General features: G+C 43.4%; 8 protein-coding genes. 3 read left to right on the top strand and 5 right to left on the bottom strand.

The window, feature by feature from the left end; translation table 11 throughout:
• Window positions 1-4 precede the first annotated feature (4 nt).
• Both BMY70_RS00700 and BMY70_RS00695 read left to right on the top strand, forming a co-directional pair.
• On the top strand, window positions 5-1,099 hold the full coding sequence (locus BMY70_RS00700) for an AI-2E family transporter (RefSeq protein ID WP_090330774.1): 1,095 nt from the start codon (window positions 5-7) through the stop codon (window positions 1,097-1,099).
• Window positions 1,100-1,284: 185 nt separating this feature from the next.
• Window positions 1,285-3,069, top strand: coding sequence for a DUF885 family protein (locus BMY70_RS00695; RefSeq protein ID WP_090330772.1), 1,785 nt, complete (start codon window positions 1,285-1,287; stop codon window positions 3,067-3,069).
• Between the two features lie 71 nt (window positions 3,070-3,140).
• Here BMY70_RS00695 and BMY70_RS00690 read toward each other — a convergent pair whose 3' ends face one another.
• From BMY70_RS00690 to BMY70_RS00670, 5 genes are all read right to left on the bottom strand, one after another.
• Complete coding sequence (locus BMY70_RS00690) at window positions 3,141-4,724, bottom strand: RagB/SusD family nutrient uptake outer membrane protein (protein ID WP_090330770.1); 1,584 nt, start codon at window positions 4,722-4,724, stop codon at window positions 3,141-3,143.
• Between the two features lie 19 nt (window positions 4,725-4,743).
• Entirely contained in the window at window positions 4,744-7,740 is a 2,997-nt protein-coding gene (locus tag BMY70_RS00685) for a SusC/RagA family TonB-linked outer membrane protein (protein WP_229209434.1), read from the bottom strand.
• A gap of 119 nt (window positions 7,741-7,859) precedes the next feature.
• Window positions 7,860-11,357 (bottom strand): PVC-type heme-binding CxxCH protein, encoded by a 3,498-nt coding sequence (locus BMY70_RS00680; RefSeq protein ID WP_090332534.1) that lies wholly within the window; start codon window positions 11,355-11,357, stop codon window positions 7,860-7,862.
• Between the two features lie 136 nt (window positions 11,358-11,493).
• Window positions 11,494-13,797, bottom strand: a complete 2,304-nt coding sequence (locus tag BMY70_RS00675; protein ID WP_090330765.1) for a S9 family peptidase — start codon at window positions 13,795-13,797, stop codon at window positions 11,494-11,496.
• A gap of 874 nt (window positions 13,798-14,671) precedes the next feature.
• Complete coding sequence (locus BMY70_RS00670) at window positions 14,672-15,049, bottom strand: hypothetical protein (protein ID WP_090330763.1); 378 nt, start codon at window positions 15,047-15,049, stop codon at window positions 14,672-14,674.
• A 199-nt stretch (window positions 15,050-15,248) separates the two neighbouring features.
• On the opposite strand from BMY70_RS00670, the gene BMY70_RS00665 reads away from it, so the two are divergent.
• Entirely contained in the window at window positions 15,249-16,544 is a 1,296-nt protein-coding gene (locus BMY70_RS00665) for a sensor histidine kinase (RefSeq protein ID WP_090330761.1), read from the top strand.
• Window positions 16,545-16,549 lie beyond the last annotated feature (5 nt).

The following is a 16,549-nucleotide window of genomic DNA, read 5'->3' as shown; positions in this document are numbered from 1 at the left end:
CAAGATGGCACACATTCTTATTTGCATAATCTGCTTGTTTTATATTGCAATTATTGGGAGAACCCTGCTCGCACCACTTATCTTTGCCCTGCTGTTTTCACTTCTGCTTTTACCACTTTCGGTTTTTTTGGAGACTCGTTTTAAGATGGGCAGAGCGCTGTCTTCCTTTTTTGCTCTAATATCCTTGATTCTGGCAATAGGAGGCATTATGACCGTTTTAGGTTCACAACTGACCGCACTTGCGCAGGACTGGCCTGCTTTCAAGCAACAGGTTCTGGAAGCTACCACAGCATTACAGCATTGGATATCGGTAAGATTCCATGTGGATAGTGATCAGCAGGTAAGCTACATCACAGACTCTGCGACAGAGGCTTTAAACACTGGAACTACCTTGCTGGGGCATACATTATTATCAGTATCTTCGATTGTTTTCTTTTTGTTGTTTATTTTTCTTTACACGTTTTTTATTCTCCTTCATCGCCGGTTATTACTTCGGTTTTTAGTGTCACTGTTTGACGAAAAAGACAGTATGATCGTCTACGACGTAGTTAGTCAGATCCAGTATATTGTAAAAAAATACATAGCGGGGCTGTTCCTCCAGATGCTTATCGTAACAACGCTGGCATGTATTGCATTTTGGGCAATAGGCATAAAGTACGGATTCCTGTTGGGACTGATCACTGGTATTTTCAACCTTATACCGTACGTAGGGATTTTAACCGCGTTACTTTTAGCGGTATTGATCACTTTCGCTACGGCAAGTTCTACTCACATATTGTTGGTCGTAGTGGCAATATTTCTAATACACCTTGTCGACGGCAATTATATTATGCCGAAAATTGTGGGGTCAAAGGTGAAAATAAATACTTTGATCGCTCTGATCGGTTTGGTGCTGGGTGAAATGATATGGGGTATCACAGGCATGTTCCTTTCAATTCCGGTAATTGCCATTGTAAAGGTTATTTTTGACCGTGTCGACGGGTTAAAGTCCTGGGGGATGGTTCTTGGAGATGATGACAGTAAACCCGGATCCAAGCCAGCTATCCAGGAAATTAAACAGGATGAAATCGATAACGGGAATGAAAATCCATCAGCCTGATTAACTCTTCCTGATTCTTCGTCATGCGGCGATTACTTTCCGGACATCAGTTCATATCAATCAGACCTAAGCAATATCAGTAAAGAATTGATTAAATCCCGAAATGTTTGCACAGATAGAATTGGCTATTTTTGACTCTATCCAATGATACAAGTTGTATAATTCAAATTCCTAAATCCAATTTTATGATCAGACAGTGCTTTCTGTGTACACTTTTATCTGTTACGTTTTGCTTTGCCGGTGCATTAGCAACCGCTCAGTCCGAAAAACGTGACTTCAACCTTTACGAACAAACCAGTGAAGTTGCTGGCCTGATCATCGAGTATGGCCAGGATATTAAGGCCATCCAACACTTTTATTCTCCATTGGTCCAGGGAAGAGGATTTGGACAGAATATCGAAGCGCTTAATTCTCCCGAGCAGCGTCAGAGGCTTATGGCTGTTGATAAAAAATATCTTCAAAGCCTTTCCTCTATGAATTTTAGTGCGATGAGCATCTATGGAAAAGTGGATTATTTATTGTTAAAAGGCAACGTTGAGAATCATCTGCTGACACTTGATCAGGAGGAGAAAGAGTATGCGTTGATTGAAAAATATATTCCTTTTGCAGATAAAATTTATAAACTTGAAAAGATCCGAAGACGTGGTGCCACCATGGACGGACAGCAAGTAGCGGTAACCCTAAATCAGGTTTTGGAAGATGTAAAATCCAGTCTCGAGAATATTGAAAAATCCGGATCTGTTGACATGACACTGGCTTTGCGTGGACAGCAGGCAATTTCAGGTTTGCAGGCCAGGCTGAAGGGAACGTTTGATTTTTATAATGGCTATGATCCTCAATTTTCATGGTGGGTCCCAAAGCCGTATCAATCGCTGGATAGTACATTGACAGCCTATGCGAAAGCTGTGAAAGCAAAAGGTAAGCTTAATACCACCCAGAAAGCGGATGTCAGTGGAATTAAGGGTGTTCCCATTGGTAGCCAGGAACTTTTAAGACAGTTGAAAGAAGAAATGATCAATTATTCGCCTGAGGAGCTGATCGAGCTGGCTAACAGAGAATTTGCATGGTGCGACAAAGAACTTTTGAAAGCTTCCACTGAAATGGGATTCGGTAATGATTGGAAAAAGGCGCAGGAAAAGGTAAAAAACAGTTATGTGCCGGCTGGAACCCAGCCAGAACTGATCATGAAACTTTACAACGAATCGAAGGATTTTATTTTAAAAAACAAATTGATCGAATATCCGGAAATCGCCGATGAAACCTGGGGAATGCAAATGATGACTCCTGAGCGTCAGTTGGTTAATCCCTTCTTTCTGGGAGGTAGGGATATCATAATCTCGTACCCAACCAACACTATGGCGCATGCCGATAAGCTGATGAGCATGCGAGGTAATAATCCTTATTTCTCGCGCTCGACTGTGCATCATGAACTTGTTCCCGGACATCATTTGCAATATTACATGAGCAGCCGCTACAAAACTTACCGCAGTGAATTCCGGACGCCATTCTGGACCGAAGGATGGGCACTTTATTGGGAATTGCTTTTGTATGACAAAGGATTTGCCAAAACTCCGGAGGAAAGAATTGGAATGCTATTTTGGCGTATGCATCGTTGCGCACGAATTATTTTCTCATTGAATTACCACTTAGGTAAATGGACTCCACAGCAATGCATTGACTTTTTGGTAGATCGGGTAGGGCATGAACGTGCTAATGCCGAAGGTGAGGTGAGAAGATCCTTTGAGGGAGGTTATAGTCCACTTTATCAGGTTGCCTATCTGATCGGTGGTTTACAAATTTTTAGTTTGAAAACAGAATTGGTTGATTCGGGTAAGATGACTTATAACCAATTTCACCAGGCAGTTCTCAGGGAAAATAATATACCTGTTGAAATGGTTCGAGCCATATTAGTAAATCAGCCTCTGAAGCCGGATTTCAAAACCCAGTGGAAATTTTATAATTTCAAATAAAAAAAAATCTTGCTCGTTAACATCGAGTCTGACGAGCAAGATTACACTACTACCTATCTTAATTCTAATTTTTAGTATCCCGGATTCTGTTTGAGGTTCGTATTTTTATCAAGCTCGTTCTGAGGAATCGGAAATAACGCCCGCTGCGATGTTTGGGGACGGTGATTAAACCATTTTTTTGTTTCGTATACGCCGAACCGTATCATGTCCTGACGGCGGTGTGCTTCGGCAGCAAATTCCCAGCCGAGCTCATCGAAAAACCTTCCGAACTTAATATCTTCGCCCCCTTGCCTTTCAGTGATACTTCCATCTGCTGCCTGATAACCGTAGTTGTAGCTGCTGCCTTTTGCCAGGTCTGCGCCGGTGACAATCGCTTTTGCCGGGTTATTTTTAAAGGCTCTTTTGCGCACCTCTGTTACAATAACTGCGGCATCGTCCGCTTTTCCTGTCCTAAGTAATGCTTCTGCTTTGATCATTAAAACATCCGCGTAACGCAGCAACGGAAAGTCATTATCAAGACTACCAGTGGCGTTAGGTTTTATTTTATATTTTCCAATGCGGTAGCCGTCAGCGGACGCTGTCTTTTCGATTCCCGGTACCAGTTTCGAATAGGTTATAACAACTGCGCCGGTAGCTGCACTTTTTTGTTCGCCCATAATCCATGTATCTGTCAGACGGCTGTCAGCAGTGTCGTAACTGTCGATAAACTGAGGTACAGCGCAGTTTCCTCCCCATGGGCCGGCGTTCATCGGATACACGCTGCGGCTCAAAGGGTCCAGCGTTTTCATATGGATCTGATTACCGGTTCCATAGATTTCATCGTAAGGAATTGCAAAAATAATCTCCTTGGAATTGAAATTAGTCCAGGTGAAAATGTCAGAATAATTCGCATCCAGCACATACTTTCCGCTTTTGATCACCTCGTCAGCCTGCTCAATCGCTTTCTCCCATTGCGGGGTGCCTGTGTAAACCTGAGCATTCAGGTAAATTTTTGCAAGAAGAGCTTTGGCGCCCCATTTGTTTAGCTGACCATAGGTCGTGGTCGCATTTTCGCTCAGATATGGCATTGCATCGATCAGCTCTTTTACCACAAAATCATAAACCTCTTTTCTGGTACTTTGCTTGGGCAGGTTCACATCCTTGAAATCGGTGACAATCGGAACATTTCCGTGATTATCTAAAAGCAGATAATAGGCCAGTGCGCGAACCGCTTTGAGCTCCGCTTCAATTTCCTGTCTGCCAGTGGTTAACGGGATTTCGCCATCTGCGATTTGGGATAAAACGCGGTTAGCCGTCGTTATACTTCTGAACGAGCTTTGCCAGGCATTCTCGGGCTGCCACTGAAGCGATGTCCAGGTATGCTGGTGCATCCTTCGGTAAGTCCCGCCGTCATCCCATCCATTTGGGCGTACGGGCGTGACGATCGCATCCGCGGATTCTTCCTGTAAATCGAAGTAGCCTTGCCACCCTAGCATCAGTCCACGCAGCGAAGAATAGACCGGAGCCACAATGGCAGGAAGATCTTTTTCTGTAGGCTGATAATTGCTGGCCAAAACTTCGGAGTATACTTCTTCATCCAGGTTGGTACAAGAATAAAAGGCTGCAGCGCTAAGTATCGAGGCCAATATGATTTTTTTTGTATTACTAGTTTTCATAGGTCTAATGATTTAAAGATCAGAAAGTCACGCTAAGTCCGGCTGTGAATGTGCGGGTTGTTGGATACTTGTCACGCTGGTCGCTGCCGGGAAAAAAGCCGGTCATCGAAACGCCCTCAGGATCTATTCCAGTGTAACCTGTCAGTGTTACCAGGTTCAATCCTGAGACAAAAACACGTGCATTTTTCAACCCTTTGATCAGATTTGTCGGAAGTGTATAACCAAAAGTGACGTTGTCAATTTTCCAGTAATTTCCATTTTCGATATAATGAGAAACGTAAACCAGATCATTGTTTAAAACCTTCCCGTCTATCGGATCATAGGCCGTGTTCAGCATGTTATAGGCTTTGTTTTTTGGGTTGTTGTAAAACATGCTCTGAAAATTAAGAATGTCATAACCGAATGCCCCGCGCATATTGACTGCCAGATCAAAGTTTTTATAGCGCACTGCGTTGTTCCAGCCTACATTATGTTTAGGAATTCCGTTTCCATAATACTGGCGGTCTTCTGGTTTTGCGTCTGCAATCGGTATAATTTCTCCGTCTTTATTTTCTACCAGCCATGCGCCCTTGTCGTCCAGGCCAACACTTTTCAATACAAAAAAACGTCCTATCGGTTCGCCCACCTTTACCCGGTGGGTACTTACCTGAATAGGTTCCCCGGTATATCCTGCGTCGAAAAAGTCGTTAGCCGCTTCGAACTGATCGTTGGAAAGACTCACCAGTTTGTTTTTGTTGGTCGAGTAGGTGAAACCTGTGTTCCATTGCAAATTTGGCGTTTGGACCGGGACGATATTTAGCAAAACTTCCAGCCCAGAATTTTGCATTGTTCCCGCGTTGATCAGCATCGAACTGGTCAAATAAGGAGGAACCGGCACCGGGAAATTATATAACAGATCTTTTACCTTACGGCTATAATAATCCACTGAACCATTGATCCGGTTTTTCAGGAAGCCAAAATCTACACCTGCATTAACCTCCTCTTTCTTCTCCCAGCGAAGGTCGGGGTTAAAATTACGCGCCGGGATAAACCCTGGCACCCATTTGCCGCCGATAAATGCGCCCTGGCCGCGGTCAAAATTGTAGCTGATCTGAGATAAATATGGGTTACTGGCAATGGTTCCCGTCACACCGATACCTGCACGAAGCTTGATCTCCGAAACGCCGGCAAGCCCTTGCATGAACTTTTCTTTACTGATTCTCCATCCAACAGAAGCGGCCGGAAATGTTCCCCACTGATTATTGACGCCAAAACGGGAAGATCCTTCACGGCGAACGCTCGCCATCAAGAGATATTTTTCATCCCAGCTGTATGTCACACGGCCGAAGAAACCGGCTAGCTGCCATTTGTTTTTTGTGCTTCCCATCGCGGCCTGTCCTTTTTGAAGCGCACCGCCGGCGCCCAGATTGTTCCAATCGTAAGCGTCGGTTGGAAAATCCCAGTTGCTTGCTGAAAACGCTTCGTAAGTAGCATCCTGCCAGCTGTATCCTCCCAATAGAGTAAACCGGTTTTTCCCGAAGGATTTGGCATAATTTCCAGTAAATTCCAAAAGATTTTCGTTGTTGGCATACGTGTTTCTGTACGCTGTCGCGTTTTGGTTGCTCAGAATTGTGTTGGTATGATTAAAAGTCGTCGAGCCGCCTTCAAGATTGCTGTTCTGAACATTTGACACCAGAAGTTTGAAATTAAGGTCATTGATCGGTGCATAATCCAGACTTCCGCTCATACGCATTTCCTTGAAAGAAGCGTCATAGTTAGACTCATAGATTCTCGAAACAGGATTCTCATAGAAGTAACCGTCTCTTTCCTGCCATTTTCCATCTTCCGTTTTAACACGGTCTGTCGGGTTTCTGATCATGGCCTGACGGTAGATATATCCATATGCTGCGTCATTGTTTTCCGGAGATACCGCGCCTGTCGACTTGGTAATGCGGTTTATGATCTGCAAATTGGTTTTTAGCTTGTTGTTAAACATCGCGTGGTTCAGATCAGCCCGGCCGGTGAAGCGGTTTTGCCCTGATCTGAGAAAAATCCCTTCCCAATTTCTGTAATTGACCGAACCCGTAAAATTCGTTGTGCTGTTGCCGCCAAAGAAAGTCAGATTATGGTTATGGCTTACTGGTTTTTGCATAATTTCCGAAAGCCAGTCCGTATTGCCTCCGTAATCCTTATAGTCGATTCCTTCTGAAATTTTTTGACGATAATCATCACCAGTCAAAAGCTTTGGGCGGCTGGCAATGGTTTGAATGTTGACATAATTTGAATATTCTACGGTCGATCGCGAACCTGCACGGTTTTTACGTGTTGTGATCAGAATTACACCACCCGTAGCTCTGGTTCCATAAATCGCAGCAGCGGACCCGTCTTTTAACACATCGACAGATTCTATATCTTCGGGAGCCACAGTATTTAAACCACCCGGAATACCGTCAATTAGAATCAAAGGATCGGAAGTTCCATTAATTGAATTAATCCCGCGAAGGTTGATCTGGGTATTTGCAGTGGGCGAGCCGCTCGGCGTCGTGATTCTTAAACCAGCCACTTTTCCCTGCACGAGCTGCGCTGCATCGCGAACCGTTCCTTTAATGAAATCTTCACGTTTGATGCTGGCAACAGAACTGGTTACGTCTGCTTTACGCTGTGTTCCATATCCCACAACGACAACTTCTTCCAGTTGCTTTTGGTCAGGTGAAAGTGCAACGTTCAGGTTACTTTGCGCGCCGATTTCGATTTCCTGACTTACATAACCAATGTAGCTAAGGATCAGAGTAGCGTTCTCAGGAACGGTCATTTTAAATTTCCCTTCGGCATCCGTCGAGGTGCCGTTAGTGTTGTTGCCTTTCACAATGATCGTCACACCCGGCAAAGGAGTTTTGTCTTCGGTGGATGTGACAGTACCCGTTATTTGGCGGTCAGCTGCCAGCACAGATACGTTCACAGAGAGAAAAAGCAGAAGCGTGAAGCTGGCAAAAATGCTTCGCACTCGGTGGGTAAACTGGGATAATTTTCCTTTCATGTTGTTCATGTTAGATGGTGGTAGTAATTCTTCAAATGCTTATTCTGTAATTTTAGGCGTAGGTATTCGTTTTGGACAAGTAATTCGGTTGTTTTTTACATAGGCTTTTTGTTTACGTGTTATTGAACTTTCATCATCCCGTTCATAATTCTCCAATGACCCGGAACTGTGCATAGGAACGGGTAATCACCGGGTTTTTCAGGAGCTATAAGTTCAAGTGTTGCATTTCCCTCCGGACTGACAAGCTCTGTGGCATAGAGTACTTCCGGTATTTTTGGGACGTAATTCATCGCAATGGCATTCGCTTCACGAGCCAGAAGATCGGCGGCTGCACCCACTTTTTCAAGACTCCCTGGCGAGGCGATCAGCAGGTTATGCTGCATGAAATCCGGGTTGGTAAAACGCAGTGTAACTTTTTGACCCGCCTTAACCGTAAAAGTGTTTTTGTCAAACTTCATTTCATGCTCTATTACTTTCAAATTGATGATAACCGGCTGGCCCACACCTTTTTTGACAGATGGCGTTTTGTCAGAAGATAAGGAAAGAGCAAGCTTCTTTTCACCTTCTACTACCTTGTTAACCTCCATCGTACTTTTTATATCCAACCACCCTTTCAGGTTAAAATTTGAAGAATAATTCCCCACCCGGTTATCGTCTCTCAAGTCGCGGCCCAGACGGATGTCATCCGGCGAAAACGACCTGCTGAAAAGTTCCTTCGCCTGAGCAGTTATGGGCGTTTCACCATTAACAGAAAGTGTCATTAATCCATTCTCTTTCAGCGTCGATGCGATAAGGAAGCGATCTTCCGGTAATTTCTGTTCTGATGTCAAAATATAAGCCTTGCCATCCTGTTTTATAAGCCAGTTGATTTTGCTGTTTTCAATAAAAAGGCTATATCCGTTTTCCTTATTTCCCTGCGAAACAATCACTCCGGATAAGGATTGGTCTGCCTTGGTAACCAGTGCATTGATTCTAATTTCCTTTCCCGTTACATCAGGAGGATAGATTGGAGGAGACCAAAGATTGAGAACATAGGTTTCCTTAAGAAGGCCGCGTTCAATGCGCGCAGTCAAAGTGGAATCTTTCAGATTCGCTGCCGCGTTTTTAAATCCTTTTTCATGTTTGATTACGCCAGAGAATATAGCCTGAGCAACGTATTCGTCGGCGGCATTTTGTGAATCCTGTCCTGCCAGATACAGTATCCTGCCAATTTCCTCGGACTCTGGAAGATCGGTGAGCGCCTGAATTGCAGCTAATCTCACTTTCAGGTCAGGGTCCTCAACTGATCTGGTCCACTTTAATGCCGAAAGTGTTTTTTCATTTCTTGGGAGAAGTTTTATCGCATTCTTTCGAACAGAAGAAGACGGGTGTCTCATCGCCCGGACGATCGTATGATAGGCTTCCTCATTTTCTCCTTCCAAAGCACCTAGCCCCTGCAAGGTCCACAGCGCATGAACCGCAGAAACATTCAATCCGATTTCATCAACCGCCTGGTCGTTGACTAAGTCCAAAAGCCCGGGAATCAGCTCCTTGTTTTGTGATTCCACGATGAGCCGCTGAGCCGTAGTGCGCCAGAACATGTTATCATTTTTCAATGCCGCCAGAAGACTTTTAGGATCTTGTTTATCGAGTTTTAAAGGGTTATATAAAGGCGCATTCTTATAAACGACCCGGTATATACGTCCATGTTTGTTGTCACGAAGTGGGTTGATGTAAGCATTCCCTTTGCCGTTTTCAAAACCGCGAGGCGTAGGGTTGTGCTGGATGATAAAATTATACCAATCCGCAACCCAAACTGCTCCGTCCGGTCCTACCTCAGCCTGAACGGGAGCAAACCATTCATCAGAACTGGCCAGGAGATTGAATCCGTTTTTTTCCGTATATCCGGCACCTTTTGGTTTCAACCTGGCCTGATATAAAAGTCGTCCGGTGGGTTCGCAAACAAAAGCAGTTGAATTCCAGTATGATTTTGGAAAACTTCGTGCTGTATAAAGATTGTGTCCTGCTGCTGCTGTAAATCCGCCATGGAAATCTACCTGACGAAGTGCTGGCGTCAGATAACTCATTTCATAATGAGAGTCGAGTTTGTATACGGTATTGCCCGATCCCTCAGCCACCGAACGTTTTGCATACTTTAACGGCATAGCAAAATGTCCGCTGTAATTTCCATTTGCGGTCGAAATGAATACTTCAAAATCCTCCGAGAAACCAAGCCCCCATGTGTTGTTTGAAGTCCTTCCGATATATTCCAGATTTTTCCCATCCGTATCAAACCGGTAGATTCCCTGGCTGAAACTGACCGGTTTATCATTGATGGTTCCCCGAAAACCCGCATAACCAAGCACGCCCCACACCTTATTATCCAGGCCGTATTTTAAACTCGAAGGCCCGGCGTGCGTATCGCTTTTTCCCCAGCCGCTGATTATATTCTCACGGATGTCTGCCTTATCATCGCCGTTAGTATCTTTCAGAAAAATAAAATGCGGAGCCTGGGCAACGATCAAGCCGCCATTGGCAAAGGTTAGGCTGGTTGGAATATTTAAGTTTTCGGCAAAAACGGTGAATTTGTCCGCTTTACCGTCTCGGTCTGTATCTTCACAAATTTTTATCCTGTCCTTGCCACCTCCATCCTGCGTTCTTATTTCATTGGGGTAATCTTCTGTCTCAATTACAAAGAGCCGCCCTTTTTCGTCCCAGGCCATTGCGATCGGATTTACCACATCTGGTTCAGAGGCGAAAAGCCGCAGTTCAAAATCGACAGGGACCTGAATAAGTTTTTGTGACTGCTCAGGTGAAAGCGGCAACTGGAACTGGGGAGCCGGATCGCGTTTCTCATAATTGGGAACATCAGCGTCCTGAAACACCGGTTTTGGAAGTTGCAGCCTGCTGTACTGCGCTTTGGACTTCTCATCCACAGCCCACAAAATTCCATTCATCACCAACTGGTGAAAGCCTGTCTGTTTCCAAGTACGCTCGTCGTGTCCGTAAGCAGTGTAAAAAACTTTACCCTTTCCCTGTGTTCTAACCCAAGTCCATGGTTCATGATGATCGCCTTCGATACGCTCTTGTAATATGGTGATGTCTGGATTTAATTTGCGGTGTACATAGGTTTCGTCCCAGGTTTCAAACTCCTGTAAACCAGTCATAACCGGATGTTCTTTTTTGACTATGGGTGCTGTGAAAGTACCATATTTATGGGTATAGAATTGTCCGCCTACTGTTTTGATGTACCATTCTGAATTCTGAAAACAAAAGGAGGCAGCGTGTAGAGGGATTAGAGCCTTGCCTTCTTCTACGAAGTCTTTCAATGCTGCTTCCTGGCTGGCAGATATCGTATTATGATTGGCGTAAATGATCAGTCCGTCATACTTGGCTAGCGTCTCAGTATTCAGTGAATTCAGGTCAGACGTATAAGTCAGGTTAATTCCCTTTTGAAAAAGTGGCAAAGCCAGCATCGGGAAAAATTTTTCAGAATTATGATGTTTGCTATCGTGGCCAAGAAATAATATTTCCAGTCTTCGTGATCCGGATAGCTGCGTTTTCTGGCCTGAACCTGCTTTTTTACTGCAATTTAAAAGCAGCCCAAGCACCGTAAGCGTGAGGAGTATTCGTTTCATTGTCTTTGTGAGTAGTATAAAAAATGCCGTAAAGCGATATTTTTGAACGTATTTTTCCCTTCTGGAAATTACTTGGCTGTAATCCATTGAAGCTGTCTCCAGCCTGACCATTTATGTTTATTTTCCGGGGGAGCTATCAGATGCCCTTGTTCCGGTTCGGAGGATTCACGCCTAACAATTTGTGTACAAAAAAATCCCGTTTTTTTCTTCGTCCATAGGGTCCTCCGTCACTATGGCCCATACCCGGTACGACCAACAGCTCAAAATCTTTGTTGGATTTGATTAGTGCGTCGGCAACGCGGTAGGTAGATTCCGGTGGTACGTTCGTATCAGCTTCTCCAACGATCAACAGCAGATCACCCCGGAGTTTAGCCGCGTTAGTAATGTTGGACTGCTCATCATAGTGCTTTCCCACAGGATAACCCATCCACTGCTCATTCCACCATTGTTTGTCCACGCGGTTATCATGGCAACCGCAGGCCGAAACAGCAACATCGTAAAATCCCGGGTGGAATAACAGCGCTCCTAGTGAATTCTGGCCGCCGGCAGAAGTTCCGTAAACACCCACACGGCTTGTATCGGCATACGCGTATTTACTGGCTAAGGCTTTCATCCATAAAATCCTGTCTGCAAAACCGGCATCTGCAAGATTCTTCCAGCAAACGTCATGGAAAGCCTTGGAGCGGTTTGCCGTACCCATGCCGTCCATCTGCACAACGATGAAGCCAAGCTCAGCTATGCTCTGCATTTCTCCATAATGACGGAATGATTTTGGAACAAATGAATCCTGCGGACCTGCATAAATATTCTCTATAATAGGATATTTCTTTTTCGGATCAAACTTGCTGGGCCGGTAGACAATACCCCAGATATCGGTTGTTCTGTCACGTCCTTTTGCTTTGAAAATCTCCGGAAGTTTAAATCCAAGCGAAAGATAAGCTGAAATGTCTGCCTGTTCCAATGCTGATACAAGCGTTGCGTCGTCAGTTTTGCGTAGTTCGCTCACCGGCGGCTTTTCCATCGTCGAGTAGGTGTCGATGTAGTATTTTCTATCGGGTGAGAAAGTCAGCGAATGCATCGCTTCCGCATGACCGGTCAATTTTACCAGTCCGGTCCCATCAAACTTAATCCGGTAATAGTGCAGGTGATAAGGGTCTTCACCCGGGTTCATCCCGTTTGCTCTGAACCAGATTTCACGCTTTTCAGTATCGATGCTGTCAATGTCTCGGACCACCCATTCTCCTTTTGTGATCTGGTTTTTGATTTTTCCGGTGAGTTCATCCACCAGGTACAAATGCCGCCATCCATCTTTTTCTGATGACCAGATTATTTCGTGGGTTTTGGGTTGGTAATTTGTGTAAATCAGGTTTTGATAAATAAATGTTTCTGTTTTTTCATCAATCACATTCCTTGTTTCACCGTTGGAAGCATCGACGTCGATTACCCGGAAACGCTGGTGACCACGGTCTACTTTTTCGTAGGTAAAATGTTTGTTGTCGCCATTTCTCCAACGAATGACCGGCGCCTCAAAAAAATCTATAATCTCTGATTTAACTTTGACCGATTCTTTGGATTTTACATTGATGACATGCATTTCATAACTGGTAAATTCGTCTCCGGGCTGTGCATAACCACGCGTTTTCACTTCCGCGCGTGTTGTATTCGGTATAGAAGAAAGTAGTATACTGACCTGTTTTTCTTCCTGCGGCGATATGCGGTAACAGACAAGATATGTTCCATCAGGCGACCAGCTCAGTTCCCCGTAAGGTTTCAGTGAATTTCCGTCATAGGTAAGTTGCCTGCCATCTTTATTGCCTGGTGCGCTCAGATAGATATTTCCGTTTCTAACGTAGGCTTTTTGTTTTTTGTCCGGCGAAAGGCTGTCCGCCCGAAAGGGGCGCCATCTGCTTACCTGATGCGTCCAGCCTATACTTTTGGGAGGTTCTATACCTGGCTTATCGACTTTGGCTGCAGTTTGTTTTTCTGTGTTATAGTCAAACCATTTATCTTTTATCTTGACAAATATTTTTTTTCCGGTCAGATCGAACCGTAGGTCCTGGATCATGAGTTTACTGGCAGAAAATGCCGTGTCGGCCGCAGAGGAAAGTGCCTTTGCGATTATTTCATTGTCAAATGCTTTGGTCTTTTTTCCTTCAGAAGGGTTTACGTAGAAGTATTCGCTGATGCTGTCTTTTAGAATATTTTTATACCAGAAGGAATTTCCATCTGCCTGCCAGCCCGGTTGAATGGTTGCTTTCAGGACAGTTCCCCGTGTCAAAGAATCCATCCGTTCCATGCGCTTATATGCTGCATTTATTTCAACGGGCGAAGGTTTGTATGCGGGCAATACAGCCTTTTGGGCCCAGGAACTATGATCACTAAATGCTGATAATAACGCAGAAACAAACAGTGTTTTAATGCAAAATGTTAAGGGCTTCATGACCTGATTCGATATTTTTAAGATTTAGAAATTGGCAATAAAATAGTGTGCTGCCATTTGGGTGGCAGTAACTAGCTTCTTGGACCGCTTATTTTGGGAGGGTATGTAATCCCTTCAAGTTTTTTGAAAAAACTGCAAACCCGGTAAAGTCAATGTTAAATTATAACGGTTTAGGTTTAAAAGGTTACTTGCTTCGTAACTAATTATTAGTGATATAATTGCGAATATATCTTTTAAGTTTTTTTCTTGTATATTCTACGGTATTATAACTAAACGGAGTTTTTATTATCCTTTTGTAAAATTACTGTTAAGCACAAACACTAACTTTATTAGAATTAGCGACTGATTTACCGATTTTAACCTAAGTCTTGATGGGATTTTGTATTTAGCAGGATATGCCTTCTAATCTTCTGTGTTTTCTTGAATCGAAAAAATAATAATTGTAGAAATCTGATGCAGTGGCAGCCGGGGAGAAAATGATGCTATGCAATGCAGAAGGCGCCGACTCTACGGGTAGCCTGACTAATGTAAGATCTTGACAGAAGAAGTTTCTTATTTTTTGTCGTTGTCTTTCACAAAAAAGTTTGAGATAATCGATAATGGCCAGAATATCGTAGAGTTTACCGCTCTTGCCCAATTTGGTTTCGCTTTCCGGGCTTCTTTCATACAATAGTAGAGCAGAATTATTCCCGATAAAATCCAGGCTTTTGTCATTATAATTTAGAGATAAATTGTAGATAACGCATACATCCTTAGAAAAAAATCGAAAGCAAGCCATGAAGAAGTTCCAGAAAAATACCACCTTTTTTCGCCCTTTTCCAAAATCGATTTCTATTATAATTTGTTGTATCGTGATTGTTCATATAGAAGATCGTTAAAATATCAAAAGAGAGAGTTCTGAGATGGCTAAAATAACAACAACGGCAAAAATTAAGGCAGAAAACCAGGAAATCTGAGATTCCCTAACCGGCTTTATGGACGATGAATTTTTTAGTGGTTTGGGCTGATATTTTCCAGTGTATGGTTTGTGATTGGCCTGCCCACTTTCATTTCGAATGATTTGCCGGCATGATTCGATCACGCCGTTCGACGCTGAGTATACATTACTGGCTCTATTTCTCATTATTTTAGCGCGCTCACCGGTATTAGGTTCCGGTTCAAAAAAACTGTCGAATGCCTTCGTATTTGTTTTGCCGCTTAAAAATTCCGCAGGGGTAGCGTCCGGACTATCATTTTTTTGTGAATCTTTCATGAACACAGATCTTTGTTGATGAGAAATAAACTGCTGAAAATTAACAATTTGTGACCGATATGCAAATAGTGTATAGTGCATTTTTTACAGGCGGCATATCCAGCTGACCTGTGGCAATATCTAAAAAACGGTAGAAAGTCCGTAAATGGCTCACATCCGGCTATATTTGTTTTTTATAAGGATTTAAAATACCTCTTCATTGTTACTGACTAATCTTCAAAATAAAACGGTTCGGATATGGAATTATCTGAAAGGCGATAAATCCTTTTCTTTACAAAGCCGGATTTACAATTCTGTCTGCGTGGTCACGATTGCCGTCATGGTTTATAATGTACCATTTTCTCTGGCATTGGGTTTGTATGACTCCGTACTGGCGACCTTGGTACTGATTCCATTGCAATTTTATTTGTATTATCTCTCGCGGTTCAAAGGAAAGACAGCGCTTAGTTCTGTTTTTTTGATCCTTATCGTAAATCTGTTTTTCGCCGTTTCATATAGCCTGAATTCTGGGATACAGGGCTCTTCGTTGCTTTCATTTTCAATTTCCTATTTCGTAATAATCGCTATCGTTCCACGTCGGCAATACTGGTTCTGGACGATAGTGAATATTTCACTTGTGATGGGACTTATCATTTGGGAGTATTATCACCCGGAGTTGGTCAGTGAAAGGTATCCTACAAGAGCAGACCGCTTCATCGATATCGCCTCAACTTATATCATGAATATCATTTTAACGTTTTCGTGTCTGTCTTATATCATCAACAATTATAGTCTGGAACGCGTTACCGCAGAGGCAAGTGCTGCCGGGCTGGCACAGCTGAATCAGCAAAAAAATAAACTCATCACCATCATATCTCATGACTTTAATGCTCCGCTCAACAATATCAATAGCTATCTGTATGTATTAAGCAATCGTGATTTAAACCTTGAAGACAAAAAAAAGTATGAGAATGAACTGAAACGGATCACTTTTGATACTCAAAATTTGCTTTTAAACTTATTAAACTGGTCAAAAAGCAACATGGAGGGAATCAGTTATGTATTGGAGGAAGTGAATTTGAATGATGCGATGAACGACACGCTGAATGTATACCAGAGTATCGCGGTGGAAAAAGAAATCAGGCTTGCCTATGAAATTTCTGCCGATACTGATGTCATTGCCAACTTTGAGCTGGTTGAAATTATATTCCGGAATCTGATAAGCAACGCGATAAAATTCACGCCAAGAAACGGAATTGTTCGTGTTTTTTCTTCTATGTCTGATGGCTTTCATATTATTTCTGTTTCGGACACCGGACCGGGAATTCCGTCCGAAAAACAAATTGATATTTTCACAACCGACATCTCGCCAACATTTGGAACTGCACGGGAAAGAGGGGCGGGGTTGGGGCTTAAAATATGTGACGAATTTGTGCAGTATTTGGGAGGTGAGATCTGGTTTGATACAATTGCGGGCTTAGGGACTACTTTTTCGGTTAAACTTCCGGCAGCTTAACGCGT

The sequence above is a fragment of the Dyadobacter koreensis genome (assembly GCF_900108855.1).
Lineage (GTDB): Bacteria > Bacteroidota > Bacteroidia > Cytophagales > Spirosomataceae > Dyadobacter > Dyadobacter koreensis.
The sequence above is the reverse complement of the archived record's forward strand: the minus strand, read 5'-3'. Positions and strand labels throughout refer to the sequence as shown.

Bases quoted from the DNA above. Each gene is read 5' to 3' on its own strand.
- BMY70_RS00700 (WP_090330774.1), top strand. From the start codon at position 5: ATGGCACACATTCTTATTTGCATAATCTGCTTGTTTTATATTGCAATT.
- BMY70_RS00685 (WP_229209434.1), bottom strand. From the start codon at position 7,740: ATGAAAGGAAAATTATCCCAGTTTACCCACCGAGTGCGAAGCATTTTT.
- BMY70_RS00695 (WP_090330772.1), top strand. From the start codon at position 1,285: ATGATCAGACAGTGCTTTCTGTGTACACTTTTATCTGTTACGTTTTGC.
- BMY70_RS00680 (WP_090332534.1), bottom strand. From the start codon at position 11,357: ATGAAACGAATACTCCTCACGCTTACGGTGCTTGGGCTGCTTTTAAAT.
- BMY70_RS00670 (WP_090330763.1), bottom strand. From the start codon at position 15,049: ATGAAAGATTCACAAAAAAATGATAGTCCGGACGCTACCCCTGCGGAA.
- BMY70_RS00690 (WP_090330770.1), bottom strand. From the start codon at position 4,724: ATGAAAACTAGTAATACAAAAAAAATCATATTGGCCTCGATACTTAGC.
- BMY70_RS00675 (WP_090330765.1), bottom strand. From the start codon at position 13,797: ATGAAGCCCTTAACATTTTGCATTAAAACACTGTTTGTTTCTGCGTTA.